Here is a 26,690-nt window from a genome sequence, read left to right as displayed (position 1 = left end):
GGTTCCCGTCGTCGATATCGATGCCGGTGGAGACCGGCTAGATGCGAACCACCGAGGCGAGCCGGTACGACGCCGACAGCCGCCGGGGGTTGTTGTCCATGGTCAGCGGAGGTGAGTACCGGGAGTTCATGGTCACCCGGAAGACCACCGAGTCGGCCACGCGCGCATCGTCCCCCACCGTCCGGCGATGCGGGAAGCCCCACAGGGGATTCCACGACTCGTTGACCGGTCCGAGCGCCGCGGTGCAATCCAGCAGGAGTGCGGGATAGGTCGCCGCGACGGCCGGGTCGATCTCGACGCCGTGCCTTTCGGCGTTCGACAACATCCAGGCGAGGCTGATGTCGGCGAGCGAGGTCGTCGGGAAGCCACCGCCGACGTCGCAATGCACTCCCGCGAACCACACCTGTTCGATGGTCTGTCCGTCCGCCGCCGGGCCTTCCCAGAGAGTCGGTGGGAACTGGCGGCGCCGCTCGTCGAGCGACAGCGCGTGGTAGCCGGCCTTGACGTCCCGATGGAGCCGGGTATCCAGGAAGCCGTAGTCCTTCTGGTCGAGTCGGCCGAAGAGCGCACCCGGGATTCCGAGTGTTCCGACCGTGTCCCACACGCCGATCATCTCGATGTGCCCGTCGACCATGCGGATTCCGTCACGAGGACCGGCCCACTTCGAGTCGTCGCCTGTCCGGTTGCGGTAGGCATGGAAGGCCTGGTCGACGAGGCGATCGGTGGGACGACGGGACGGCAGCCCGCAGTAGGCAATCATGCCGCCGAGGCTCCGCGCGGTGTACGCGCCGCGGCTGAAGCCGACGAGGAAGAGACGGTCACCTTCTTCGAAGACGTCGGCGATACGTCCGTAGCCTTCCCGTACGTTCTCGATCAGACCGTGCCCGAAGGCGCCACCGCGCACGCGGGACAGCAGGTTCCCTTCCGTACCCACTCCGGGGTCGTAGATCTTGTCCTGAGTGGTGGTCGTCGCCAGCGCTTCGTGGAAGCGGTACACATTCGTGCGCGTACGCTCTCCCGAGTTCCAGGTTCCGTCAGCGCAATAGATGATGTTCTTCGGCATGTCGATTCGTCCTTGCCGCATCGGTTCGAAGCTGGTGCAACGATCGTCACGCGGCGGGGTGCGGCAGGCACGAGTAGTGCGCTACGCGAATGTGGTCACGTGGCGTCTCAGAACGGGGCGACCTCCGGGCACGTCCATTCCCCATCCCAGTTCGCCGCGTCGGTCTCGTCGATCCCTTCCAGCCGCGTCATGCTGATGCGCGAGTACTCGTCGACAGGGAGAACCAGGACGTATCCGTACTGGGTCGTCCACCGCGCAGGCAGCAGCACCCAGTAGTTCTGTCCGACCAACAGCGTTCTCAGGCATTGGTACCGATAACCGAATCGTTCCTCCGAACTCGGATCGAGAACCGTCTCGTGGACGAGGTTCGCAGGCGCATACAGGCGATCGGCGGTGTCCAGGACGACGACGGTCTCCTTGTCCCACAGGTCGGCCGCGACGTTCTGCGCCTGACCACGTCCGTACTCGGTGGCGAAGATGTTGGTGCACCAGAACAGCGCCAACACGAGCGCAACACCCGCGAACAACCAGGTCGAGCGCTCCGCCGCCGACACCGTCGAGACGCCGTCCGTCCCCAACGCCGACCGGATGCCGACTCCGACGATGACCAGTACCGCTCCCACCGCCAGGAAGATCGGAACGAGGGTCGCGCTGCGCACCGGGGAGAACCGCGGCACCATCACAGCCGACACCGACAGGGCCACGAGCAGGACTCCCACGCCGATCGCGCTCCATCCGGCGCGCCGAACGACTCGACGTTGCCGGCCTCGCCTAACCAACCGCAGACCGTAGGTGCGGATCCAGAACGCCATACACGCCACCGCGAGGAACGAGACGAGCGTGGGATACAGGACGCTGACGCTGCGCAACACGTAGTCGGCCGTCGTGAAACCGAAGGCGCCCGTGTCGACACCGAAGTACGCGAAATACGCTCGGGCGGAGACGAAACCGAAGTAGTAGCACAGACCCGTCAGCAAGGTCGTCGGCGCGACGATGCCGGCGAGCAGGCCGACCCACATGTGCGTCGGATATCCCGTTGTCCGGGTTATTTCGTCACTCATGAGGGGTCGGCGCATGCCCGGGAGATGGTTCTTCGGCACCCCGCACACCCGGCTGGGGACTCGACGTCATTTCTACCTCTGTCGGCGCTATCGAGGGCGACTCGAATGTTGGGCCGAGAAAAGGGTCTGCCGACGCAGGCTCGGAGCCAACCGAGCGTTCCGGAACTACGTATGGTGTAGCCCCAATTGGCGACGTCGCCTCAAACCAACCGGTGGCCTCGACCGTCGTGGATACGGACTCCGATAAGGTCGGGACCGGACCCCGGGTTACCGACGATGCGGGTATACGAGATTCCTCCGTGGTGCGATCGCACCCGGCAGTACCCGCGGCACACAACACCAACGCCGCGGAAGCAAGCGTCGTGCGGAACCGTGACGTTGTTCTGAAGCCTTCGAGCGTGCGCATCTCGCAACCTCTGTTGGGAGCTCCTGCAATTCTTCGATCCGCGTTGACCGTAGAACCGACGGATACGTCCCGACACGAGTACTCCACTACTCGTTCGCCACACGAGGCACGACCCCGTGCACGGTTCGCAGTGACGGAGGCAATGACCCCATCCCGCAGTGCCGAATGCACTGTCCCACCACGAATCGAGTAGCCGCCTACTCTCCCCGGAGCGCTTGTGCGCTCGTAGCTTTCTTCTCACAGACCGCGGACGGATCCGCGTTCCTCCAGATCGGAGTCTCGAGAATGAGTACACAACCCGGACAGTGGCGGCTGTTGGACGAAGCCGAGGCTGCCGCACTCTCCCTGGCCGACGAATCGATGCCGGTGACACCGACCGTCGACAAACCCGATACCGACTCGCGGGCCTCCACGGCAACCGCCTCGGAGCACTTCCCCGGCTCGAACGAGTCCACCGACGACAACGGGGACGCCGATCTGCCGGCCGACCCACCGCTCACGACACAGGAATAGATCATGGGACTCTTCTTCCGCAATCGGACGGGCGAATCCGTCTGGGTTGCATATGCATACAGTTCACCGGGATGCCCGGACGGCGGCGACTGGGCGAAGAAGGGCTGGTGGCGGCTCACACCGGGTGCCACGGCCAAAGTCCGGTCGGGATTCGTCGGTGGTAGCAAGTTCTTCTTCTACGCGCACGGAGAAGGCGGCAGCCCGGAATGGAGCGGACCGTTCGTCACCAACCTGCCGCAGCAGGCATTCGACTGGTGCTGGAACACCGCCGGCTCGTCGGGAACCGACCGCGGTCTCCAGAAGCTGATCGTTCCCACCACGAGCCTGGATCACACGGTCGTCTTCAGCTGATCGGCTTCCGATTCATCCACCCGACGGCGTCGCGTCATCGTCGCGTCGTACCCACAAGGATCGAACATGGTTACAAAGAATCGCGGAAACGGTCGCACACCCCGCCCCGAGAAGGACGACCTCGCCGTCGCTCTGCGGAAGTTCATCCGCAGCAAGGGCGCCGACTACCTCGACGATCCGAACGTCTCGTCCGTCGGCGTCGGGTACAAACACGTGGACGGCAAACCGACCGACGAGCTCGCCGTGCAGTTCACGGTGAACGAGAAGGTATCGGAGCCCGAGGCTCTCGAAGCACTGGGCACCTCCCCTCTTCCCGAGAGCATCACCGTGAACGGTGTGGAGGTTCCGACCGATGTGATCGAACGATCGTACGAACCCGCATTCCGCCGCGTCCCGGAGGCAGCGACGCCGCCCCGGAAGACGCGGCTGGATCCGATCGTCCCGGGTGTGAGCGTCGGGCACACGAGTGTCAGTGCCGGGACGATCGGATGCATCGTCTACGACGTCGACAACCACACCCCGTACATGCTCAGCAACTGGCACGTGCTGCACAACGCGACCGGTCGGGTGGGTGACACGATCGTCCAACCCGGTCCGCACGACGACAACCGCATCGACGACAACCGGGTAGGACGACTCGTGCGGTCGCATCTGGGGCCGGCCGGGGACTGTGCCGTGGCGACGATCGAGGATCGGCAGTTCGATCCGGAGATCTGCGGGCTCGGCGTCGTGCCGGACGCGATCGGAGAACCCGAGCTCGGTGACACGGTGATCAAGAGCGGTCGCACCACCGGCATCACCCACGGTCTGGTGCGTCGTGTCGACGTGATCGCCAAGATCACGTATCGAGGGTTCGGCACGAAGTCCATCGGTGGGTTCGAGATCGGACCCGACCCGAAGCACCCCGGCAGCCGACGGTGAGATCAGCAGCGGCGGCGACTCGGGTTCCGCGTGGATGTTCCGGTCCGGAACCGGCGCGGCGACCACCGTCCTGGCCGGGCTGCATTTCGCCGGCGAAGCGAACGGCAGCTCCGACGAGCACGCGCTGGCATGCCTGCCGCAGTCCGTCTTCGAGAAGCTGGGCGTGACCCTTACCCCGCCCGTGTCGGAAGAGGCGGTCGCGGCCGTCGGCTACGACCCGAACTTCCTGTCGACGCCCGTCCCGCTTCCCGACGTGACGGCCGAGGTGAAGCCCGACATCGCGAAGGCGAACGACGGGTCCGAGGTACTGCACTACACGCACTTCTCGCTGGCAATGCGCAAGTCGCGCCGGTTCGCGGCATGGGTGGCGTGGAACATCGACGGCGGTTCGATGAAGAAGCTCAGCCGAAAGAACATCGACTTCGTCAAGGATCCACGTCTGGCGGCGGACACCCAGGTCGGCAACGAGCTGTACCGAGCGAACCGACTCGATCGCGGGCACCTCGCACGACGCGCCGACCTGTTATGGGGCAGCACGAGCGAAGCAACGAAGGCGAACACCGATTCGTTCTTCTACACCAACATCACCCCGCAGATGGACGACTTCAACCAGAGTGCCCGCGATGGCGTCTGGGGCAAGCTCGAGGACGCGGTCTTCGCTGATGTGGAGGTCGACGATCTGAAGGTGTCGGCGTTCGGCGGCCCGGTGTTCGCGGACGACGACCGCGAGTTCAGGAGGGTGAAGATCCCGCGTGAGTTCTGGAAAGTGCTCGTGTTCATGGAGAACGGCGAGCTCGAGGCCCGAGGCTTCCTGCTGAGCCAGAACCTCGACCAGCTCGAGGTGCTCGACCTCGACGAGTTCCGGGTCTTCCAGGTTCCGCTGGCCGAGATCGAACAGCGCGCATTGCTGCGGTTCCCGCAGGCGTTGCGTGATGCGGATCTGCAGGTCGCGGCGGAGACGATCGCCGAGCCACTGGATTCGGTGGCCGCCATCCACTGGTGACGGCTCAACCGATGCGAGGACGCGTGAGGCGTGTCCGCGGAGTCGTGATGATTCCGACCGATGCACCCACCACGACGGCGCGGGTCGTGGTGGAGGTCAGGGACGTGTCGTACGCGGACGGGACTGCGCCTGTGCTGGCGAGTGTCGAGATGGAAGGCATTCCAGTGCGGCCCGGGGGGCGTATCCCCTTCGTACTCGACGCACCGGAAGTGTCTGCTGCTACGGCACTGTCGTTGCGTTGCCACGTCAACCTCGTCGGTGACGGTGTGGTCGCGGTCGGCGACCTGCTGTCGACCCGGTCGATACCGGTGCCGGTGACCGGTGACGCCGGTCCGCTCACAGTGCCGGTCGGCGTGGTCACCTGACGACTCTGCGATCACAACCTCTACGGGAGAAGGTCATCGGATCCCGTACCGAACGAATCGACTCCCGACCGGGACGGTTCGCACCCCACGGAAGGAACACATCCCATGTCCATCTACGAAGCACCACTCACCCACGCCGAGGACTACGGCGACACCGGCGAGTATCAATCGGGACCGGTCGCCGGCACGGCCGTCGTCCACACCGCCGACGGTGATCGGGAAGTCCGGTACGCCGACGTGGACGGCCTGGCCGTGTTCGAAGGCGACATCGTGCTGGGTACGGTCGAGGAGGTCGCAGCACAGGCCGATCCCGAAGGGATCGGCGTCACGGGAGCTCACCTGCGCTGGCCGAACGCGACCGTCCCGTTCGAGGTCGACCCCTCATTCCCCAACGCCCAGCGCATCACGGATGCGGTAGCGCACTGGAATGTCAACACCCGAATACGGTTCATCGCGCGTGCGGGGCACGCGAACTTCGTTCGGTTCCGCCCGAGCACAGCGAGCCGGTCACCGGTCGGTATGCGCGGTGGTCGTCAGGACATCGAGATCACCGCCAATGCCCCTGTCGGCACCGTCGTCCACGAGATGGCCCACGCGCTGGGATTGTGGCACGAACAGAGCCGCGAGGACCGCAACACTCTGGTCGAGATCCGGTTCGCGAACATCGATCCCGCCAGTGCGCACAATTTCGACCAGCACATCACCGACGGCGACGATATCGGCGCATACGACTTCGCTTCCGTCATGCACTATTCGGCGACGGCCTTCAGCACCAACGGGCAACCCACCATCGTGCCGAGAGTTCCGCTACCTCCCGGTGTGGTGATGGGGCAACGGAACGGACTGTCGCGCGGCGACATCACCGCGGTGCACGCGCTGTATCCCGACTGGTCGGGCATCGGTGACCGATGGCGCAACATCGGCGGCGTCTTCCCACCGGGGGCACCGCTGTCCGTCACTTCACGTGGCGCCGGCAACCTCGATGCGTTCATTACGGGCAACGACGGTCGCGTCTACACGTCCTGGTGGTACCAGGGCAACGACTGGTCGGGTATCGGCGATCGATGGCGGAACATCGGTGGTGTCTTCCCCAAGGGCGCGCCGGTCACCGCGATCGCCAAGTCGTCGAACAGCATCGACCTGTTCATCACCGGCAACGACGGCCGTGTCTACACCTCCTGGTGGTACTACGGCAGCGACTGGTCGGGCCTGGGCGACCGCTGGCGCTCCATCGGCGGGTTCTTCCCTCCCGGCGCACCCATCTCGGTCACTTCACGGAGCCCTGGGAATCTCGATCTGTTCGTCACCGGAAACGACGGCCGCGTCTACACCTCCTGGTGGTACCAGGGCGGCGATTGGTCCGGCATCAACAACAACTGGCGCAACATCGGTGGCGTGTTCCCGAAGGGCGCACCGGTCACCGCGATCGCCAAGTCGCCGAACAGCATCGACCTGTTCATCACCGGCAACGACGGTCGCGTGTACACGTCCTGGTGGTATCAGGGCGGCGACTGGTCCGGCATCGGCGACCGCTGGCGTTCGATCGGCGGTTTCTTCCCACCGGGCGCACCCGTCGCGGTCACCTCACGCAGTGCCGGAAACCTCGATGCGTTCATCACCGGCAACGACGCCCGCGTCTACACCTCCTGGTGGTACCAGGGTGGCGACTGGTCGGGCGTGAACAACACGTGGCGGAACATCGGCGGCGTCTTCCCGAGAGGCGCGCCGGTAAGCGCGGTTGCCAAGTCCCGCGACAGCATCGACCTGTTCATCTGTGGCAACGACGGCCGCGTCTACACGTCGTGGTGGTACCAGGGCGGCGATTGGTCCGGCATCGGCGACCGATGGCGCAACATCGGCGGGGTGTTCCCGGCAGGTCGCAAGGTGACGGCGATCGCGCGGGGCCCGAAGAACCTCGACGCTGTCATCTGCGGCAACGACGGTCGCGTGTACACGTCGTGGTGGAAGGGGTCGTAATCAGAACCCCCATGCCGTCCGAGTCGCCTGCGCCCGTCTATCTCTCACGCGCTGAACCGAGACTCGCCCCGCGCGTAACGCGAGCTAACCTCGGCTCAGGGCGCGAGGAAGCCCACTGCGCTCCCCTATGTCTACGTATCGAATTCGGGTTCGATCATTGCCGGCCGCTCGTTGTCCCTATCTCCATTCGGATCCGCCCCACAAACAGTGGCCAAATGTCACGATGCTGCTCGTCCCATGCTTGAGCCGAGCAATAGATGGCTCTCACGTCGCAGGACATCTTCGATGAGCGATTCGGATTGACAGGAGAACCGCATCGGCCGAACGCTCTCACCGCACGACCTGCAGTTCAGAATTCGTAGCGCGAAAGCCTCAGGCTCGAGCGGCGGATATTGTGCCGGGATGAGCTACGCGGCACTTGATCCCCTCGACGTCGCCGGCCGCGTCGTGCAACTCCTCGAAGCCGGCCGCCGCAACTCGACGTACAAACTCGCGACCGTCATGGCGCTCGTCGATATCTGTGTCGAGAACACCGCTGCTCCCGACGGGAGTCTCACCGTTCCGATCGACGAGATCGCGCACCGGATCATCGGCTATTACTGGAATCAGGTTCGGTCGTTCCACCGCCACGGACGACTCGTTCAGGTCCGGCGCGGACGTTCGATCCCAGATCGTATCGCAGAGGTCAGAGACATCCTGATAGCCGATGGGCTTCGCACCGCGGAGGCAGCGCGAGAGTCCGCCCATCCGGTCTATCGACGACTCGTTCGCTCCGTACGGCTGACGATCGCGCAACAACCTCTCACGCATCTTCAGACCGTCCCCCATAGCGCTACCCGCGACGAGTTCCTGTACAACGCGGCGGGCTTTCACAAGAAGATGACCATGAGTGACGTCGACCGGATCGCCGTCATCGTGCTGTGCCCAGGAGTGCCCGAGGGGCTGCGCCGCACCTCCGTGCTGCTCAGAACCTTCGTCCGCTCCGTATGGGCGCACGATGTCATCGACCTCAACCGCGCCGAACTCGATGCCGAGGACGTCAACGGCTTTCTCTTCGGCACCGACCGCACAGCGCTGCGTGCTCTCGTCGACCCGCTCCGTGACCTGCAGTCGGGTCGCTGCTTCTACTGCGACGGTCGTCTGCAATCCGAAGTCCACATCGATCACGTGGTGCCGTGGTCGATGATCCCCATCGACGGTGTTGCCAACCTGGTGGCAACCGACGCGCGATGCAACCTCGACAAGTCGGCGAGCATCCCGGTGCAGGACCATGTGACGCGAGCCCTGGAACGGCAATTCCTGGCCGACGTTTCCAGCCTCACCCGGATCCCGGTTCTGCACAAGCGGACGGCGGCGGCTGCTCACGGTGTCTATGCGGCGTTGCCTTCCGGCTCGTTGCTGTGGAGATCGTCCGGTACGTACCAGCCGCACGCGCCCTGAACGATCCGCGACCACTCCCACCGATATAGTTCTGTCTGCGGCCCGACGGACTTCCGCTGCGACGAGCAGCCACGGACATGCCCCCACCCGCACGAGTGGATTCGTGCTGCCTTGGGGACCTGACTGTGACGCTGCTTCGTACTACCGCCCGCCGGATCGTCGACCTCGATCGTCCCGAATCACTTGCGGAGCAGTTGTTGGAACAGATGCTGTTTCGCACGGGACGACGCGCCGGAGAATCCGAGCAGAAGTCCTGGGCACGGAGCCTGCCCGTTCTCGCTCGCGACCTCGTCGACGCCGGGTTGGACGACGTCGAGATGCTGCTCGAATATCACCTTCCTCTGACGTCCCAGCGTGCCGACGTCGTCCTGGCGGGGACGCATCCGCAGACCGGTGCGGCTTCGTATGTGGTCGTCGAGTTGAAGCAATGGTCGGCTGCGCGGCGGTACGAGGACAACCCCGAACTTGTCGAGGTAGCCGGGATGCCCGGAGGACCGAAGCTGCACCCGGCCGCGCAGGTGAAGGGGTACTGCGACTATCTCGTGGACTTCGCCCGTACAGTGTCCGATCAACCCGACGCTCTTGCCGGTATCGCTTACCTTCACAACGCCACCGACCAGAGTGCCGTCGCCGATTTGCGTTCCTATCCGATGAGCGTCACGGGGCGCATGTTCACCGCTGCCGAGCGCGGAGACATGATCGCGTTCCTTCGGAGCCGTCTCGCCCCTGCGCCTGGCTATTCCGCCGGCGACGCTCTGATGAAGTCGGCGATCGCCCCCTCCCGGCAACTCCTCGAGGTTGCCGCCGCAGAAGTACGCGACCGCCCCCAGTTCCATCTGCTCGGAAACCAACAGCTCGCCGTCGACCTCGTACTCCACGAGGTCGAACAGTCACGTGCCGCCGATCGCAAGCGCGTCATCATCGTCACCGGCGGTCCCGGCAGCGGCAAGAGCGTGGTGGCGTTGTCACTACTCGGCGAGCTCGCCCGGCGTGGACGAACCGTCCTACACGCGACCGGGTCTCGATCGTTCACGCAAACCCTCCGGAAAGTTGCGGGGCACCGTGCGCCGCGCGTGCAGAAGATGTTCAAGTACTTCAACCAGTTCATGACGGCAGATCGCAATGGATTGGACGTCCTCATCCTGGACGAGGCCCACCGCATTCGCGAAACTTCTGTAGACCGCTACACCCGAGCCGAACTCCGCACAGACCGACCGCAGGTCGACGAACTCATTGCGGCCGCGCGCGTCCCTGTCTTCCTTCTCGACGAGCACCAGGTGGTACGCCCCGGAGAGATGGGGTCTTTCGCCCAGATCGAACGTTATGCAGCCTCACTCGGGCTCGAGACGCAGCACATCCACCTGGGAGAACAGTTCCGCTGCGGGGGTAGCGAAGAGTATCTGCTGTGGGTGAAGCGGCTGCTCGATCTGGAGGACGGACGGCCGTTCGAGTGGAAGGGCGATCCGCAGTTCACCGTTCGTGTTGCGGACAGCCCCGAGGAGATGGAACTTTTCCTCTCTCAGCAGCGGGAGCGCGGATACTCGGCGCGGATGACGGCAGGCTACTGCTGGCCGTGGAGTAATGCGGACAAGGCCGGAAATCTGGTTCCCGACGTTCGGATCGGCAGCTGGGCGCGTCCGTGGAACAGCAAGAGCGACCGCCGGGTCGGCGACGCTCCCCCAGCTGCGTTGTGGGCTACCGAGGACGGAGGCTTCGGCCAGGTCGGTTGCGTCTACACCGCCCAGGGTTTCGAATACGACTGGAATGGAGTCATCCTCGGACCTGATCTGGTCTGGCGTAACGGACGATTCACCACGGTCCGCGAGGCCAACCGCGATCCGGACTTCAAGAACCGCACGCGAATTTCCGACGTGCGCTTCGACCGGTTGGTCCGCAACGTCTACAAGGTGCTGCTCACCCGCGGAATGATCGGCACCGTCATCTACTCGACCGACGCCGAAACGCGCGATGCGCTCCGTGCACTGATCGCAGACTGACACCTCACGACGAGTATCGAACACCGAGCACGGCCCGACGGGCTTCCGCAGCAGGACATGCCCCCACCCGATGCGAACCTGAGAAGGCGCATGGGCAATGACCAGCTGGATCGTCAAGATCAACGAGAAGACGCCACAACACTGGGATTACGCGCGGGACGATGGCTTCTGGGATGTGCGTAGCCCGTCGTACTTCAAGAAGATTGTGCCCGGTGACGACATCTACTTCTGGATAACGGGTCCGGGCAACGGGTTCGTCGCGTATGCACGAGCAACTTCCGGCCTCTACGAAATCACTCCCGGCGCGCCGCCCGCACACTGGAGCGACGTTCGGACCGGCGGTTACACCCACCGATTCGAGTTCGACGCAATCAGTGAGGACGTGGTTTTATCGCCCACCTGGGCTCAGTTGCAGAAGTTGCTCGGGAGGAATCTCGCGGCGCAGGCCGGAGCCAACCAAGTGTCCGACCCGTCTGCCGAGACTCGCTTGCGCTCTCTGTTCGGCCCGGAAGCCGATCTTGCTTTCGCCCACTTCCCCGTCGTCGATATAGAGCTGCCCGCCAGCCTTCCCACCTATGAGAAGGGCGACGACGTCCGTAAACGCGCTCAACGAGCCATTGCTGTGCGATACGGTCAGCCCAAGTTCCGTCGCGCACTGCTGGCAGCGTATGAACGTCGTTGCGCAGTCACGGGATGCGACGTCGAGGCAGTCCTGGAAGCAGCCCATATCGACCGCTACTTCGGAGAGCACAGCAACCATGTGACCAATGGTCTGCTCCTCCGCGCCGACCTCCACACCTTGTTCGACCTGCAACTGTGGACAGTGCGCAGCGACCTCACAGTCGCGGTGGCTCCCCAGCTCGAGAGCAGCGAGTATGCAGCCTTCGCGGGCAAGCGGATTCGAGTACCGAAAAGCTCCGCTCATCACCCTGACGCTGCGGCGCTCGCTCGGCATCGAGACGCGTGCGACTGGGTCCGATCGGCTTCATAACTCTGGCAGAAGAGCATTATGGCGATCGCCGCAGAGATGTCGCGGCCCGCGTGGTCATGTAAACCGTTGCGCTGAAGCGACTTAGAAGGTTCTCCTTGCGCGCACGACCGAAGGAGTGCCAAGATTTCAAGATCGTCACCGATCCGCGTGGCGTCACAAGTGAAGAAGGCCCGCCAGGAGCGGCAACTCCCGACGGGCCGGATGTCCGACTAATTGGGAGTCGAACGTGGGCCAGAATACCCTGGCTGGCGGCGTGCGTCGTGGACCGCGCCTTGCCAGCAACTTCACCATCCTCAGCAACGCCGTCATCAACGACGAGCGTCTGTCCTTCCGAGCACGAGGCGTGCTCATCTGGTTGCTGTCCAAGCCGGACGACTGGCGTACCCGATCCGACTCGATCGCCGGCCAGTCGCCGAAGGAAGGTCGCGACGCCATTCGCTCCGCTCTCCGAGAGCTTGCCGAACTCGGCTATCTGATCCGCGAGAAGATTCAGAACGAGCGCGGTCAGTGGATTACCATTCAGACGATCTACGAGGAGCCGCACGTCCAGCCGGGGCCTGAGAATCCGACCCGCGGCAACGCGGACGTCGGAGAGCCAGGCAGTCTTTTAAGTACTGATTCACCAAGGACGGAAACCAACCGCACGTCCCAGGTCTCGAACGTATCGCAAAGTCCCGAGGTCGCCCGTCTGGCGGCGGCATGTAAGCAATCCGGACTGACAGCCACATTCGCGTACCTCAGGCCGGATGCCGTAGCAGCAATCGAAGCATTGATCGCGACGCACGGCGTCCCGACGCTGGTGACGGCAGCGAAGGCAGCGCACCGCCCCAGCGACCCGATGCGCTACGCACACGCGTGGCTACCGTTGTGGCAGGGACTGTCCGTTCCACGGATCCCACCGGCGAAGTGCGGTGAGTGTGACGAGTACAGGTGGCTACCGGACGACGAGCACGGCAGGGCGGTGAGGTGTCCCTGCCGAACTGCTCAGGCAGCGTGAAGAGCCGCAACTGCGGCTACTCGCACAGGTTCATTTCGTCGAGATTCTCTGCCTCATTGATGCAATCGCTGTAATCCTGCAGGTCGGTTCCGATCTGGTCGAGATCGTTTCCGAGCTGGTCGACGGCGGTGAAGAACATGACGATGCCAACGATGCCGAAGATCACGGCAAGGGCACTGAGAATGGTGCCCGAGATCGCGGTCTTCTTGTTCGTCGCCTTGTTCTTACGACAACGGCTGATACCCGCTAGACCCAGAGCGAGCCCGATGATGCCGAGAATGAAGCCGATGAACCCGGTGATCGGCATCAAACAGAACAGGAGACCCACGATCCCCAGAATCAGCGAGGCCAGGCCCATCCCGTTCTTCTCCGGATTCACGGGAGCCGGCGCTCCGAATCCCGGCCCCGTCATCGGACGAGTCTGCTCTGTCCATTGATTTCCGTCCCACCACCGCTCGACGCCCGGGCTATTGCCGTCTGCGTACCATCCCGCTTGCGTGCTCATGTCTTGTCCATTCTTGACGGGGATTTGCTGGACTAATCGACATGGGAGCGGGCATTGTTAACACTTCCGTCCAGCTGAGCGCTTATGTCGCGGCGCGGCTTTCCTCAGTTTCCGAACAGCGACCACCAGCGCTTTTCACCCTGCGTTCGGTAGTGCTCGGCGAGTAGCTCTTCGGTGCGTATCCACGGCACCCGTCAACGAAAGGCAGCGCACGGAGAGGACGGATTGGACCCGGAGGCTCGGACATCGGCGACCGCGCCGCGCAGCACCTGCGGGTTCTCCCCAAGCGCTTTGGCAAGGCAGATCAATCTGGCTACGCACCGGAAGCGTTGGTAGAAATCACGAGCCGTGCCCGTGTGTGTTTCGCGGTTGTACGCGCCTGGACCATTGTATTCGGCCAGCCATTTCTGCAGGTGTTCCTTCTGCGATTATTTCGACTCGCGCGACGCCGAGCTCAATCAAGCACGATTCAACTGGGTCTATGAGCATCGCGCCGCCTTCGAAGCCGCGTTGGGCCGAGCTCCCTCTTGGGATGAGATGGCGGGCAGAATAGGCGCCCGCATCGTTGTGACTTCGGAGTTCGACGATATCGCTATGACGGAGCGTTGGCCGGAGATGGTCTCTTGGCTCGTCGAGCAACAGATCCGTTTCCGTGAGGCGCTTGCTGCCGTCGGCGGCATCGCAGCCTTACGCGGTCTCGACCACCAGGAGTGAGCAGACGGCGACCGATTCTCTGGTCGCACGCGCTGCTGTGTCGGCGGCACGGAGGGCTCTACCCGCGCGCTCGGAAGCGGAGGGGAGCGCTTCGACGGATAGTGCCCCGTGGAGTGGTGGACTTCGGATCGACTCAGCAATACACGTAGCGATCAACGAGTCGCGTTGAATACTATGCTGTTTCGCTTGAGCAAGCCAACGACAACGCCGGTTCGGTAGCGTGTTCCTTGGCGGCGATCACCGCCCGGAGTTCGTCCATGCTCACATCCGAGACATACCGGCGGGTGACCTGCCATTCGTCGTACTGCTCGATGACCACCGCGGTCGCCAACCGCAGGAACGCCGCCGGGTTCGGGAAGATCTCCACCACGTCCGCTCGACGCTTGATTTCCTTGTTGAGCCGATCGGTTAACCGGCCCCCCGCGACACGATCATGAGTGCGGTATGAGGTCCGAGGCCGACGGCGATGCGGGGCGCATGCTGGCGGTGTCGGCTCGATCGAGAAGGGGCAGGCGATGACCGTTCGGGTGCGCACCAGCAGCGACGGCTATGCGATCGACGGCCAGTGGGAGGGTTGCGCCGCGGACCTGGCCGGATGCCTTCAGCCGATTCCCACCACTCCCCGGGACTTACCCCCACGGCACCGCGAATCTGGTCGCAGCAACCAAGGCAGTCCATCGTCCGGAAAGCCCCATGAAGCTCGCACAAGCGTGGGTGCGGATGTAGCAAGAACCGAACCTCCCGCGCAGCATCGCGGAGAAGTGCAACGACTGCGATAAGTTCGGATCGCTACCGGATGAGCAAGTATGGGCGAGCCGTACCGTGCCCGTGCCAGACTCCACTGAGGACAAAGGTCGTAACAGAAGGCCTCTCCGCGAGCCAACAATGAACCGGTCTCGCCAGCATTCGACATCAACCGTCCATGAGCACGTTCGTCGTTCTGCCGAAGCACCCCTCCATACTCCATCGGCAGGGACCCGGTCACGCACGTACTCGCCGATCCTCGTATAACCGAAATACCTGACGGCAGCGGGATCTACGCTTGCCCTATGAGCGGAGTTTGGGTAGACCTTTACCTACGTTCTGTGACCTACATCTCAAACGCAGGGGGTAAATCGTGACCGTTGAGCCCGGTAAGAGGCGTACGACCCGCAACCCCGTGGTCCTTCAAAAGCTTGAGGAACTGGCAATCCGATATCCCGAGTCACGCTCTCACCGGAACGCCCTGCGCGACTTGAACTCAGACTTTGTCTACGCCGCACCAGTGCGGGACGATAAGAGATTTCATGATGTATGGATTGTCCTAGTTCGACTTGCGCCTGAACTAGAAGATCGTTTCGGAATTCATCGCGAAATTCTTGGCATCTACACGCCCCACGCTGATTTGCAGGGCCGGACCATTCGTAGAATCCCGGAACTATTTGCAATGCTTCCCATTGAACGACGAGGCATCGCGCGACACATATCTTTTGTATGGTCGTCCGACTCCCGCCTCCATACCAAGTTGGACCAGCTTTCCCAAACCGAGCTCGTACTAATTCCATTTGTTGGATATGATGGGGATTCCCTGCTTCACGCACTCGCGGGTCGTCTGTATGCCCAGGATCTCTACCAAGAGAGAAAGTATGTAACCGGCGACCAGTTTTTTGGACGACGGCCCATCTTACAAGCACTTAGAGCAGATCTTCGGAATCAACAGATTTCAGGACTTTTCGGCACTCGAAAAACAGGAAAGACGTCGATATTGAAGGAGCTCGTCGCGACAAGTAAAGCAAATTCCGACGAGACACTACGAGAGGTTTACGTATATATTGACCTCGAAGATCTGTCTTCAGTTCGTACAGGCGACCCGATCGCCGAGTTAATCGAGGATGTTTCCGAGAAAATTCGGATAGAATTGAAGGAAGCAGGGGCGCGAACGAAAGAAATATCGGAAGTATCGTTCGATACAACCATTCGGGAGTTTCGAACCGCGTTAGCCGCTACGCTTCAACACCGTGACAACTCGGATATAAGTCTCGTCATTATTCTCGATGAGATCGAGCATCTTTGCCCTCCTGATCATGCAAACGGTGAACCTGGACGACATGCACACAAAATTCCCCAGTTTTTCGGGGTATTACGAAAGCTTGTGCAGGAACTCGACAATTTCAATTTTGCAATAGCCGGCCTGGCGCCAGCAATAATAGAAATAGGCGAGTTGTATGGGAGACCCAATCCGTTGTACTCGGTCGCAACGCCATACTATCTTTCTCCGTTCGATAGAGGAGAAGCTGCTGAACTGCTGAATGGAATTGGGGCGCGTATTGGTTTGATCTGGAACGAGGAAGCGATCAACGCGGCGTTTAATGAGACCGGTGGGCAGGTGATCCTTCTCCGCGAACTCGGATCACGCGTCTGGAGAACACGTGCGCAAGGAAGAACAGAAGCATGTGTGATTACATCTGACGATATACGAGTCCTGCTTAGAGATTACCGGCGGTCTGTTCGATCCCAGATCGACGAGACTATGAAGTACATCCAGCAGTACTATCCCAATGAGTATGCGTTAGCGCAAGAACTAATCGAGAATAGAGATTCATTCAATGAACTCGTTGAACAATACGAAGCTGAATCAGATCGATTAATCAATTTGGGTCTTGCCACCTGCATTGCGGGTGTTTGGGAGCCCAGCCGACTACTTGAGGTTGGGTTAACTGGCCAATCCTACTCAGCAGGAAACACGAACCCGCAAGACCAAACCGAGATCCTAGATGAAATACGCAAGGGCGAGGGGTCTACTATCGAATTCAAGTCGTCGATCCGCGTTCCACTTGGGAAGCAGGTTGAAGAGGTAGCGATCGTAGAGTCCTTTATTAAGACAATCGCCGGATTCTTGAATTCGAACGGCGGAACTTTATACCTTGGCATAGGTGATTCCGGTGAAATAATTGGCTTGGAAGAAGACGTGAATAAATGCGGAAACGAGGATGCTCTACTACGTTTTACCGTCGACAAAATTAATTCTTACCTTGGGAACGTAGCAGGTTCCATTATCCGGCCTCGATATGCAGATCTCCTCTGTAAGAGGATCTTGATAGTTGATGTACCGAGGTCAGACACATTAGTATTCCCTAAGAAGCAGATTTCCGGAAAAACGCATCAGCTCTACGTACGCCAAGGGGCGAACACAAAACTTCTGGAAGGACAGGATATTGTAGAGTTTAGCGGAGCGCGGACATCCTCTGACTCCAGCCTAATATAGGACTCTGTCAGCAAGCACACTGCGACAATCCGACAAGTGCGCAAGTATAATACCATGCCCGGTCGATTCCGCAATGCCCAATCTTTACTTTGCAGCGTCGGTTCAGGAATAAGCCACAAACAGTGGATCCAAAGATTTTCGCTTTCTCCATTCGCACTACAGTTCGCCAAACTCCGCCTGCTCGCCACCTACACTTCATGAATTGCGTCGCTACTAAGTGCTAAAACGGACGCCCTCAGCACGCGATCCGACCAAGCTACGAGGTCCGCTTCAGACAGGAGGGAATCATCAATGAAGTACATCTCCCGAAGTAGTCGCTGCGAAGCATCTCGGAGTAGGTCACGGCGTGAGACTCCACTTTTCGTCGCGTGTCCCAGGAACTGCTTTGCAAAGGCCGTTACGAGCTGAGGGTTGGCACCGATCGTGTCGGCGCGCTCCGTGATCTGATTGAATTCCGCTTCCTTGATGAGCGCGGCAAGTTCAGGTGCTCCCTCAAGTTGGACGGCGCGCCACCACTGACGCGCCCAGGTGTGACGGGTCAGATCGGACCCTATGAAACGTTCGGGATTCCACCGGCCCGACTGCCTCCGCTGCTTCCAACGCCAGTGTGTGACATCTGGGAGTAGTGCCAACGCGCACCACGACCACAGGTCACGGGAGCCCGCCTCGGACCAGTTCATTGGCATGAGCTCAGGTAGTGCGGCGAAGACCTCAACGTCAAACCGACTTCGGGCTTCGTCTCCGGGGTCACCTTCTTGGTCGTATCCGTATCGGACGTTGAAACCGTAGTTGCCGGCGATCGAGACTATCCGGTTTCGCAGAGCCTCGATCTCTTTTCCACTGGCGCGTCGACCGACTCCACTAAACGAGAAGTAATCTGTCGTCAGTTCAACTTCAGGTCCAGAGTTCTCACCGAGACTCTCGAGTCTTTTTTCCGCCATCGAACGATCCATCCGCGGCCAGAGCAGTGCATTGTCAGTCATCAGAACACCCTTCCTGCCGCAATGCCACGTGCCATCGCCTGGAACTGTGCCTGCCGCCGAGCAATCTGTGACGGATCACGGAGATCCCCGAGATCCAGGTCTCCGGTCTGATCAACCAGTCCCCGAAGCACCTGCCCCACGCTGCCGTCCGCGTACTCTTCGACCCCGAACTCCCCGTTTGCCTTCAGCGCATATGCCAACTCCAGCACTACCTGCATAACCCCGGAACTGAGCTCATCGAGCAACGCTTGTTGCTCGCGCGTGGGCTTCTCCGACTCGATGGCCTTGATCAGCGACTTGTCACGTTCGTTGATCATCACCTGGAACACCGAACTGAAGTTCGCTTCGAGGTCCGTCGATGTCTCGACAAACCAGGAGGCACGATCGTCATAAGTTCGTCCGGCGAAATCGATCACTGCCATCGGAAACATCGATCCTTCGCCCTCGAGCGTCACGGAGTACATATCTCGTAAAAGGATCGAGCCACGGCGGTGCGGTGAACCCGGATCAGGTTCGGCGATGTCTTCAGACAGAACCACAGATGTCGAAATCCGAACAGTTCCACCGATCTCCGTGCCCGGTAATATTACTTGGACTTCATTCCTCGAATCATCCAATAAACGCTTGAGAACACGGCGCTGGATCTTCGTCGCATCGCTACGCCAGCTCACGACCAACTCCAACGGGCATCCATCAGGGAGTCGACATTGTTTCCGCACGGACTGCAGATCGACTACGACACCCCTGGACAGCGAAAGGTCCGTACCAGTCACCCAGTCTTCCACCGGAGAGACCAGTGGCACGGACTCACCTTGCCGGCGCAGCATCCAGGGCTGCATGTCGACGCTATCGTCAGACGGTGTCAGATACGGCGGTGTGAAGGCTCTAGCCATCTTGGCTCTCCTGGCTGAAAGCCAACCTAACCGAAACATCGTCCAGCGCGCGAGCACGCACAGTCCACGCCCCCGGGCGAAGGTCATCACCGCCGAGCCATGCGCCTGTGACGCGATCAGCTGGATCCCCATTAAAGTACCAATAGAGGACCTCGGTGTCCGCAGCGCCCGCGGGTGCATCTTCCGCTCTTTCACTACGCCCACCAGCCAAGACCACCGACGCAGTCGCGATCAGCGAGTCACCTTTTCCAATCCCGTTCGGAACTTCGACCACCAATTCGATATACGGGATGTCACCCTCGACGACGAGATGCGAGGACTTGACAACTTTGACTCGCGATCTCGAAGTCCCACTGCCAGCGCCCGAACTCGAGGCACTGTTGGGCCCTGCCCCAGACTTTCCGCCCCCGACAGGCCTCGTCCCGCTAGCGCCCTGCACGAGCGCACCCAGCGAATTCGACAGGCGACCCAGACCCTGGACGGCCTTCGACTTGGCACCCGTACGAGCCTGAACATGGTCGCGACACTGATCACTGAGGAATCGCTTGGCGCCCTGCACAATTCCCTTTGCCGGACCCGACAGCGTACCGCTATGCCACGAGTCGTGCGTAGGCGGTTCAGCCTGAGCGAAAAACTCGTCCACTGTTTCCGAAGTGACGAAAGCTCCGACATAACCGATATCACTCGTAGGCATCGGCTCACCTTCGAAATAGTCAACGACCAGTTCTGCTTGGCGCATCCGAACAATATGTCGATACGGCGGACTGAGGGGTGCTACTTCGTTGATCGTGCTCCAGACTCTGTTATCTCCCGTAAACAGCGCCGGCATCGTGTACTCGATCGACAAGTGGCCCAACCTGCCGAACCCCTTGGCATGGGTGGGCATCATGAAATTGGTACCTGCGAGCGAGTGCACGTTGTCCAAGGACTTGGCAAAGTCTGAGAGCACCGGAATCTCATCCAGCGCCGGAAACTCCAGTTCTTCGCCATCGACGCTCACGGTGAAGCGCATACCTTGGCGACGACCCAACGATCCCATCTTTGGCCACAGATACCAATACAGATACGCGCGCAATCGATTTGCTAGAAGTCGTGGATCCCCGTCTATATCGTCGAGGTCGAGGTTCGGTAGGATCACCGTCACATCGGTACCGGTCCGTCCGTCGGCGAAGCCGGGGAGTCCCAGTTTCTCGGCAACACTTTCAGCCGTCGCACCCATCAACGGATCGGGAATACCATCGTTGATCTCACCCCACCAATGTCGGCCAGTGAGCCTCCGGCCATCCGTCGTCGTCTCAACTCCGCCCAGCGCGGCACCCATCAAGCGACGTGAATTCTCATTGTCCTCCACGTTCAACGTGTCAACGAGAATTGCACCCGCCTGACTGATCCGGTAGAAGATCCCCTTCCCGAAGCCGTACGTTCCTCCACCCAAGTGCTTGTCGCGGGGTTCACCGACGTTGCGTATGAATTGGACGAAGTCAGCACTGGCCCCAGCGTTGTGGGGCTCGTCTGAACGAATCGGTCCGCCGAGACCATTGGTCTCACGGTCGGAGATGATGAGGATCCACGAATTAGAGTGCAGTCCCGCAAGGATGCCCCGATCTCCCGACACATCACGATCCGTGCCGAGTTCGCGCCTCCATGCGACTGCGTGCACGCCGAGTCGTCGGAGCTCGATACGAAATTCGACGGGCCCCTCGCGATCGTCTCGCCGAGCATCCCAACTGTTCTGGACCGCCTCCCGCACAAGCACCGCGTACTCGGCAAGACCGGGACGACCTAACTGCCGCTTGATACCCTCCGCTGTCTGTCCGCCTTCCGGCGGGAAAAGCTGTGACCACCATCGAATTTCACTCATCGCACGTCGTTCCGGATTGCCTCCACAGAGCCCGTAGCAAGCCTCCAGCGAATATCCTTGAGTCGCAGTTCGTAACCGACTCGGGTTACCGTCTCTGCCAAATCGGCGCCGAGTGTCTCTGCTGTGATACGAGGAAAGTCTCCGGCGACCTCGCCGATCAGACTCTCGGTGACAGCGAAACGAGTAGTGTCCTCCATCGCTTCGTGCACGCCGAGTCGGGCCGCTCGCTCTCGTAGGAGCGTCGGATCGTCACAGGTTGCCAAGATCTCGCCGAGTAGCTCCGAAACTGTTCGCCCGCTTGAATCCTCGGTCACCTGACGAACGATCAGGAAGAGGCGTTTCTCCTCAACCTCATCCAGCTGTGCTAGGCCGTGCACTCGGATCGTGTCCGATTCGACGCCGACCGATTTGACCTCGATACTTGCGTCCTTGAGCTCGAAGTCGTGTGGCTCCTGCTCCGGGCCAGTCCACGAAACGACTCGAAAATCCGCATCGTCGTCGACGAGCTCCCGCAACACGGACAGTTCACCGAATGCAGCCAACTTCTCCTGATGTGTCAGGACGCGTGCATCCGCCAGTGTCGAGAACAACCGTCTCCACGATGCAAGGACAGCGGCGGCTGCCCCGACTGGGCGTGTCGCTCCATCGACTGCGCCAACGATCTCGCCGATCACTTTATCGAACTGCTTGTTCAACGCAGGCAGCTGGCAATGGATGTCCAAGTACCTGCCCTCGACGTACGCGCCGGACCCCGGACCGAACCGGAAGTCCCGGAAGGACATCGCGAGCGGACTCCGTGTGTTCTCCGGATGTGAGCTTGTATCGGCCGGAATCAAGAGGTGATGTTGACCTTCGTTGTCGACCGCCTGAACCACCTCTCGACCGTTAGCGACGACAGGAACGGTCATCGACCGCCAGCCTCCGAGCGACCGCTCACCGCAGCTCTCGATTTGGTCCCACCGGCCCGCAACGAAATCCTGGTAGCCGCTCAATTCGTGGCCCCGTATACATCGGCATCGGTATCGACTTCTTCAGGGTATTCGGAAAGCTCGACGGCGACATGAGTCATTTGAACCGCATCACGCTCGCTATCCGAGTACGACGTCTTCGGGAACACGACTGCCAGACCGACCGGACTCGAGACTGCGTTCATCTCTTCGCGAACAGCTGCACTGCTGTCCGATCGGGGCTTGCTCACTCTATCCAGCGGATACAGCACCAGGAGGCCCTTGTCACGAAGCTCGGGTTCATTGATACGACGCTCCTTCAACTCTGCCTCTCGCATGCCCCGAGCAGTGGCCGGTGTAAGATCCTCCACATCTACGACGAGATCTGCCTTGCTCATCAACGTCTTGATGTCCGCGACTTCTCCGCCGCCCTTGTAGGGTGCACGGACCGACGCCGCCACTTTGATCCCGGCGATCTCCACTGTTTCGCCCTCACCGCCGACAATCGCGACGTTCCAGCGGGTTAGCTTCGGCTCGTCCTCCGCATTTTGGTGTTCGATGTATTGCAGCATCTGATCAGCGCTCATGTCGGCTTGGTCCGACGCGATGTCGTAATCCTCGAGAAAGGTCCTGACATCGTTCACCGAAACATTGCGGAAGAGAGCACCTCCGTTTGGGAGAGGCTGCTGTTGACTGTGCCGCATCGCCGCAGCAATCAACCGCTCGCTCGCTTGCCAGTTTTTCTCCAACCACGTGCGATTCCACCGTTTGTAGAAGCGCGTCTGAAGACGTGCTCCCGAGTACGAGATGCGGGACGGCCGCGCTGCACCCATCTTCGCTGTTACTCGAAGCGCCGGGTGCGTCCGGATACGCACTGCGGCCTCCATCGGAGTGATTCCCTGAAGCTCATAGACAGCCATGTCTTGCCGCATTTCGTGCTCGACGAGCGCAAGATGCCGGAATGCACGGCGGAGAAAGTCCGTCATCCAGATCCGCGGAAGGTCTTCGTAACCCTCGCGGAAACCGAACCACCGTCCCATCTGCAGCAAGGTGTCATAGGTGTTCGTCGGCCGAAGGAAGACGCTCGAAACCAGCCCCTCCAGCGTGATGCCACGAGAGAGAGTATTACCACCGATGGCGATGATCGTGTTCGACTCATCCTCCTCGTATTCGAGCCGCTCATCACTCCTTGAGTTGTCGATGATGATCCGGCAGTCTCCGACAACGTCGGAGAGAATAGGCGCGATCTCGTCGAAGGTCAGCGGAGTCAGTCCGAACTGTGTCGCATCGACTCGTGTGGTCTCGTCGACCCATTGCTTGCGCAATGAGCTGATGAGAGTCGGATCGTTCGATTTGAGCGCCTCCGATAGCTTCTCCAATTCATCCTGGATCATCGGCTTATACTTTTCGTGCACCGAGGTCTGGAACGATGTGTGGATCAGCATCGACGAATTGTTCTTGTCCTCGCGCAGCCACCGCGCCGCGGTCGCCAGGAAGAACCAATGGATAGCCGCGCGCAGTTCGTCGGTCACTACGGGCTGGAAGTCATCTAGATCGGCTTTGCCTCGGGGCCGGAGCCGGAACTCGTCGTCGTCCGGGATAATCCGGATCATGTCCAGGCCCTGTTCGTCGTCCCTGTCCAGGTCCGGAACATCTCGCCCGAAGAGCATCTCAGGCCCGAAGTACTTCTCGGGCTGAGGAAGTGGGTAGATGAAATCCCTCGGGTACAGATCATCCGAGTCGGACGGATCGATGAAAACATTCGCAAAAGGCGTTGCGGTGTAACCGATGTATGTTCCGCGCGGGAAGAGGCGCAAAATCTTTCGAATCAACGGGTTGATCGTATTCGTCTCCACCGATGCCTGATCGGCTTCATCGTCGATCACGAGCACCTGCGCTGTCTGCAGAGCAGGCTTCGCAGACGGCTTGTTCAGCCATTGAAAAAGCTTCTGTAGGACAGTCGCGTTCTTCTTCACAACCAACAGGGAAGTCTTGTCCTGCGACGTCAGGTAACCCACGGCATCGTGCTTTGCCGGCCCCCGCGTCTCACGGCCGAGACGAGTCAGGTCGAAATCGCCGTCGACATCCGTAATCGGATGCCATCGACCGGGGACCTTGGCCGTCAGATCGATAATCAACCGGTCCTGAGTCTGCCGACGGAGAGAGTTATGGATCCCTGCCAAGACAATGACCATCCGATACTTGCGATCGGCCAGCTTGGCTGCCACCGCAGTGAAATTCGTTGTCTTACCGCTTTGGATGTAGCCCACAACCAACCCGCGCGCTGATCGTGGCTCCCCACTTGGGTTCGGTGTGAGACGAACGATGGTATCTGAAGCATCGTTCAATGCGTCGATCTGGTCTTCGCGCCCCTTCTCTTTGAGCCGCTCGCAGAACGCACCCCAGCAATGGTCGGTCTCGAGCGCTCCGGGGTACCAGGACTCTTCATGCCTAGGCTTGATGACAGGACCCCCGGTCATCACCTTCTGGACCCGTTCCTCATAACGCTTGACTAGCTCCTTGGCCTGATCCTCGTCGATCATCCCAACGTTCAGGAAGTAGTCCGCCGCGACGGAAGGGCCACCGTGGCCCATCGCCCACTCTGCAAACACGTTGTAGAACTGCTCCAGGTCCAGCGCCATGTCTCCCCGTCTAACTTCTCTACGACCAACACGTGGTCTTGCAGCCGACACCCTGACCGAGCGTCATCTGCCGTGAAGCTACCAGAGCACTTAGTGACGTTCAGAAAGCACGGAATCGCGCGGGACGTCACTCGATACGAGGGGGCACGCCTTCCGGCGGCACCGCCCTTTTCGCGATAGCACCCAGCCACTTCAGCTCGGTGAGGACGGTGATCGCGGCGAGGCCGATCACTCGGATGGTGACAACATTGGTGGCACGCCCGATCGCCACCGAGGTTGTGCAGCTATGCGGAAACCGGCACCCTAGCGCCAGACCGCTGTGTCTTCCAGCTCCCCTTTACTGCCTGGTTCAGAAAGTCTTCCTCCAATCGACCGGCACCAAGAGCTGCAGCGAGCACATGCGCGGCCAGCCTGGGAGGTATTGCGTTCCCGATTTGCTGGGCGGTGTCCCTTTCGGACCATGGGTAGTCCGCCGGAAAGGTTTGCAGTTGACCCGCCTCCGCTATTGCGAACCGACCAACCGTCCCGTTCCCCTCGACAACTCTGTTACGGGAGATCTTCCCTGTAACGGTAAACGCCGGTTGGTCCGCAGTTCGGCGCCCACGCGCGGACGGAATGCCGCCCGTACCATAGTTTGAGATCACCTCGAAGTTACCGCGACCAAGCGCATCCTTCATGGTCACCCAAGGCAGCTTGGATTCGTCGCCTTCGCCTCGAGCAGCGCCCTTTCGATACTCACGATGAGTGGCTTCTGGCAAGCTGACCTCCGCGCCCAATCGTGCAATCAAGATCGCTCGACGTCGGGTTTGGGGGACTCCAAATTGTTCTGTGCGGACCACATTCACACATACCCTGTACCCGCGTGATTCCAGCACCGGCTTGAATGCCTTCCATACGAGCTCTACGGCCGGAACCTGTTCAAGGACAATCGCCTGGTACGGCTGTTCGTCATCCCATGCTTGTAACGCCCATCGAAGCGGTTCCAACACCAACCCCGTACGCTCATCCCCCATACGCGACAGAACGTCCTTGACCTCGGTATACTTCTTGTCGCCCAGCATCTCAACAAGCGTCAGAACGACGGCTAGGGCACGCCTACCACTTCCGGAGCCAGCAACGGTGAACGTTTGACACGGCGGACCGCCAGCAAGAACATTTGCCGAGGGGAAGTTCCAATGCCCGAGATCTCTAACATCCCGAGACAGTGTCTGCAACCCTGCCCGCTCCCTAGTCGCACAAGCATTCGCATCCCACTCAACACCTACTACGGGAACACCGAGCCAGTGAGCAGCCACATCCAACCCACCCGGACCGGCAAACAGGTCGACGATGCATGGATCCTCGATGTCGAAGGTCAGTGCGGGTACAGAACTCATAGTCGGGGAGTCTATCGTCGGGTGGTGACAACCGAGTCCGCCCTGAGTGCCCAGGGTGAGCGAGCCCACTGAGTTCAGTGTAGATCTGCCGCATCAAATGAGGTATGCGGCCCGCATGCCTCTTCACTCCCCACCTATCGGTTCATAGCCGTCAACAAGGCGAAGGGGAAACCTACGTGAGGATCACCCGATCTGTATGGTCGACGGCAATAGCCGGACTTTCTTCCAACCCTCCCTCGAACGACTCCGACCACAAATTGTGGAATACACAGGTGGCAAGGCGTGCCGGGCTCCTTCTATTCGTAGCTGGCCAGCGTGTGGGGTCGGTCGTCAGCGATGGCAAGGCCCTGACAAAGTGGCGACTGGACCGTTCCCGTCTTGGTGGACACTCCGAGATGAGCGGTGAGTTCCCCCGAGATGGAGGGAGCGGATTATGGGAT

23 protein-coding genes are annotated in these 26,690 nt (G+C 60.8%); 12 read left to right on the top strand and 11 right to left on the bottom strand.

Features of this window, described 5'->3' with window-relative positions; genetic code table 11:
- Positions 1 to 37: 37 nt before the first annotated feature.
- A complete protein-coding gene (locus PV766_RS16695; protein WP_421097458.1) occupies positions 38 to 1,063 on the bottom strand; it encodes a DUF2235 domain-containing protein in 1,026 nt (341 codons plus the stop codon).
- Between the two features lie 107 nt (positions 1,064 to 1,170).
- Positions 1,171 to 2,124: a hypothetical protein gene (locus PV766_RS16690; RefSeq protein WP_421097457.1), complete on the bottom strand. Its 954-nt coding sequence runs from the start codon at positions 2,122 to 2,124 to the stop codon at positions 1,171 to 1,173.
- Positions 2,125 to 2,815: 691 nt separating this feature from the next.
- Here PV766_RS16690 and PV766_RS16685 point away from each other — a divergent pair.
- The 10 genes from PV766_RS16685 to PV766_RS16640 all read left to right on the top strand — a co-directional run bounded on the left by PV766_RS16685 (position 2,816) and on the right by PV766_RS16640 (position 13,085).
- A complete protein-coding gene (locus PV766_RS16685; RefSeq protein ID WP_421097456.1) occupies positions 2,816 to 3,043 on the top strand; it encodes a hypothetical protein in 228 nt (75 codons plus the stop codon).
- 3 nt (positions 3,044 to 3,046) lie between these two features.
- On the top strand, positions 3,047 to 3,394 hold the full coding sequence (locus PV766_RS16680) for a DUF1036 domain-containing protein (protein WP_255162535.1): 348 nt from the start codon (positions 3,047 to 3,049) through the stop codon (positions 3,392 to 3,394).
- A 66-nt stretch (positions 3,395 to 3,460) separates the two neighbouring features.
- Positions 3,461 to 4,315, top strand: coding sequence for a hypothetical protein (locus PV766_RS16675; RefSeq protein ID WP_421097455.1), 855 nt, complete (start codon positions 3,461 to 3,463; stop codon positions 4,313 to 4,315).
- Positions 4,266 to 5,318 carry a DNA/RNA non-specific endonuclease gene (locus PV766_RS16670; protein ID WP_421097454.1) on the top strand — a complete coding sequence of 351 codons (1,053 nt, stop codon included), beginning with the start codon at positions 4,266 to 4,268 and terminating at the stop codon, positions 5,316 to 5,318. The genes PV766_RS16675 and PV766_RS16670 overlap by 50 nt, the downstream gene beginning before the upstream one ends.
- Positions 5,319 to 5,365: 47 nt before the next feature.
- A complete protein-coding gene (locus tag PV766_RS16665) occupies positions 5,366 to 5,683 on the top strand; it encodes a hypothetical protein (RefSeq protein WP_421097453.1) in 318 nt (105 codons plus the stop codon).
- A gap of 105 nt (positions 5,684 to 5,788) precedes the next feature.
- Complete coding sequence (locus PV766_RS16660) at positions 5,789 to 7,660, top strand: M12 family metallopeptidase (RefSeq protein ID WP_421097452.1); 1,872 nt, start codon at positions 5,789 to 5,791, stop codon at positions 7,658 to 7,660.
- Between the two features lie 402 nt (positions 7,661 to 8,062).
- Positions 8,063 to 9,100 carry an HNH endonuclease domain-containing protein gene (locus PV766_RS16655; RefSeq protein ID WP_421097451.1) on the top strand — a complete coding sequence of 346 codons (1,038 nt, stop codon included), beginning with the start codon at positions 8,063 to 8,065 and terminating at the stop codon, positions 9,098 to 9,100.
- A 125-nt stretch (positions 9,101 to 9,225) separates the two neighbouring features.
- A complete protein-coding gene (locus PV766_RS16650) occupies positions 9,226 to 11,097 on the top strand; it encodes a DNA/RNA helicase domain-containing protein (RefSeq protein ID WP_421097450.1) in 1,872 nt (623 codons plus the stop codon).
- 97 nt (positions 11,098 to 11,194) lie between these two features.
- Positions 11,195 to 12,088 (top strand): HNH endonuclease, encoded by an 894-nt coding sequence (locus PV766_RS16645; protein WP_421097449.1) that lies wholly within the window; start codon positions 11,195 to 11,197, stop codon positions 12,086 to 12,088.
- A gap of 226 nt (positions 12,089 to 12,314) precedes the next feature.
- Positions 12,315 to 13,085 (top strand): replication protein, encoded by a 771-nt coding sequence (locus tag PV766_RS16640; protein ID WP_421097448.1) that lies wholly within the window; start codon positions 12,315 to 12,317, stop codon positions 13,083 to 13,085.
- A 16-nt stretch (positions 13,086 to 13,101) separates the two neighbouring features.
- Here PV766_RS16640 and PV766_RS16635 read toward each other — a convergent pair whose 3' ends face one another.
- Positions 13,102 to 13,590 carry a DUF2510 domain-containing protein gene (locus PV766_RS16635; RefSeq protein WP_421097447.1) on the bottom strand — a complete coding sequence of 163 codons (489 nt, stop codon included), beginning with the start codon at positions 13,588 to 13,590 and terminating at the stop codon, positions 13,102 to 13,104.
- Positions 13,591 to 13,938: 348 nt separating this feature from the next.
- On the opposite strand from PV766_RS16635, the gene PV766_RS16630 reads away from it, so the two are divergent.
- Positions 13,939 to 14,304, top strand: coding sequence for a DUF4268 domain-containing protein (locus PV766_RS16630; RefSeq protein WP_421097446.1), 366 nt, complete (start codon positions 13,939 to 13,941; stop codon positions 14,302 to 14,304).
- Positions 14,305 to 14,476: 172 nt separating this feature from the next.
- Here PV766_RS16630 and PV766_RS16625 read toward each other — a convergent pair whose 3' ends face one another.
- Entirely contained in the window at positions 14,477 to 14,839 is a 363-nt protein-coding gene (locus PV766_RS16625) for a transposase (protein ID WP_421097445.1), read from the bottom strand.
- Positions 14,840 to 15,421: 582 nt separating this feature from the next.
- Here PV766_RS16625 and PV766_RS16620 point away from each other — a divergent pair.
- Positions 15,422 to 17,548, top strand: a complete 2,127-nt coding sequence (locus tag PV766_RS16620; RefSeq protein WP_421097444.1) for an RNA-binding domain-containing protein — start codon at positions 15,422 to 15,424, stop codon at positions 17,546 to 17,548.
- Between the two features lie 188 nt (positions 17,549 to 17,736).
- Here the strand turns inward: PV766_RS16620 and PV766_RS16615 are convergent, their stop codons facing one another.
- From PV766_RS16615 to PV766_RS16585, 7 genes are all read right to left on the bottom strand, one after another.
- Positions 17,737 to 18,531 carry a hypothetical protein gene (locus tag PV766_RS16615; protein WP_421097443.1) on the bottom strand — a complete coding sequence of 265 codons (795 nt, stop codon included), beginning with the start codon at positions 18,529 to 18,531 and terminating at the stop codon, positions 17,737 to 17,739.
- On the bottom strand, positions 18,531 to 19,202 hold the full coding sequence (locus tag PV766_RS16610) for a hypothetical protein (protein WP_421097442.1): 672 nt from the start codon (positions 19,200 to 19,202) through the stop codon (positions 18,531 to 18,533). Before PV766_RS16610 ends, PV766_RS16615 begins: the two co-directional genes overlap by 1 nt.
- 214 nt (positions 19,203 to 19,416) lie before the next feature.
- Positions 19,417 to 21,285 (bottom strand): hypothetical protein, encoded by a 1,869-nt coding sequence (locus tag PV766_RS16605; protein ID WP_421097441.1) that lies wholly within the window; start codon positions 21,283 to 21,285, stop codon positions 19,417 to 19,419.
- A complete protein-coding gene (locus tag PV766_RS16600) occupies positions 21,282 to 22,277 on the bottom strand; it encodes a PD-(D/E)XK motif protein (protein WP_421097440.1) in 996 nt (331 codons plus the stop codon). Before PV766_RS16600 ends, PV766_RS16605 begins: the two co-directional genes overlap by 4 nt.
- A complete protein-coding gene (locus PV766_RS16595; protein ID WP_421097439.1) occupies positions 22,274 to 24,874 on the bottom strand; it encodes a Z1 domain-containing protein in 2,601 nt (866 codons plus the stop codon). The genes PV766_RS16600 and PV766_RS16595 overlap by 4 nt, the downstream gene beginning before the upstream one ends.
- 127 nt (positions 24,875 to 25,001) lie before the next feature.
- Complete coding sequence (locus tag PV766_RS16590; RefSeq protein WP_421097438.1) at positions 25,002 to 25,145, bottom strand: hypothetical protein; 144 nt, start codon at positions 25,143 to 25,145, stop codon at positions 25,002 to 25,004.
- Between the two features lie 13 nt (positions 25,146 to 25,158).
- The gene (locus PV766_RS16585; protein WP_421097437.1) at positions 25,159 to 26,250 is read right to left on the bottom strand and encodes a DNA cytosine methyltransferase; all 1,092 of its coding nucleotides are present in this window, start codon (positions 26,248 to 26,250) and stop codon (positions 25,159 to 25,161) included.
- Positions 26,251 to 26,690: the final 440 nt, after the last annotated feature.

Source organism: Rhodococcus sp. As11, from assembly GCF_048957735.1.
Taxonomy (GTDB): Bacteria; Actinomycetota; Actinomycetes; order Mycobacteriales; family Mycobacteriaceae; genus Rhodococcus; species Rhodococcus gordoniae.
This window is presented reverse-complemented; position numbering and strand designations above follow the sequence as displayed.

Coding starts and splice junctions, on each gene's coding strand:
- PV766_RS16690 (WP_421097457.1), bottom strand. CDS start 2,124: ATGAGTGACGAAATAACCCGGACAACGGGATATCCGACGCACATGTGG.
- PV766_RS16635 (WP_421097447.1), bottom strand. CDS start 13,590: ATGAGCACGCAAGCGGGATGGTACGCAGACGGCAATAGCCCGGGCGTC.
- PV766_RS16680 (WP_255162535.1), top strand. CDS start 3,047: ATGGGACTCTTCTTCCGCAATCGGACGGGCGAATCCGTCTGGGTTGCA.
- PV766_RS16585 (WP_421097437.1), bottom strand. CDS start 26,250: ATGAGTTCTGTACCCGCACTGACCTTCGACATCGAGGATCCATGCATC.
- PV766_RS16645 (WP_421097449.1), top strand. CDS start 11,195: ATGACCAGCTGGATCGTCAAGATCAACGAGAAGACGCCACAACACTGG.
- PV766_RS16595 (WP_421097439.1), bottom strand. CDS start 24,874: ATGGCGCTGGACCTGGAGCAGTTCTACAACGTGTTTGCAGAGTGGGCG.
- PV766_RS16665 (WP_421097453.1), top strand. CDS start 5,366: ATGATTCCGACCGATGCACCCACCACGACGGCGCGGGTCGTGGTGGAG.
- PV766_RS16615 (WP_421097443.1), bottom strand. CDS start 18,531: ATGACTGACAATGCACTGCTCTGGCCGCGGATGGATCGTTCGATGGCG.
- PV766_RS16660 (WP_421097452.1), top strand. CDS start 5,789: ATGTCCATCTACGAAGCACCACTCACCCACGCCGAGGACTACGGCGAC.
- PV766_RS16675 (WP_421097455.1), top strand. CDS start 3,461: ATGGTTACAAAGAATCGCGGAAACGGTCGCACACCCCGCCCCGAGAAG.
- PV766_RS16695 (WP_421097458.1), bottom strand. CDS start 1,063: ATGCCGAAGAACATCATCTATTGCGCTGACGGAACCTGGAACTCGGGA.
- PV766_RS16685 (WP_421097456.1), top strand. CDS start 2,816: ATGAGTACACAACCCGGACAGTGGCGGCTGTTGGACGAAGCCGAGGCT.
- PV766_RS16605 (WP_421097441.1), bottom strand. CDS start 21,285: ATGAGTGAAATTCGATGGTGGTCACAGCTTTTCCCGCCGGAAGGCGGA.
- PV766_RS16655 (WP_421097451.1), top strand. CDS start 8,063: ATGAGCTACGCGGCACTTGATCCCCTCGACGTCGCCGGCCGCGTCGTG.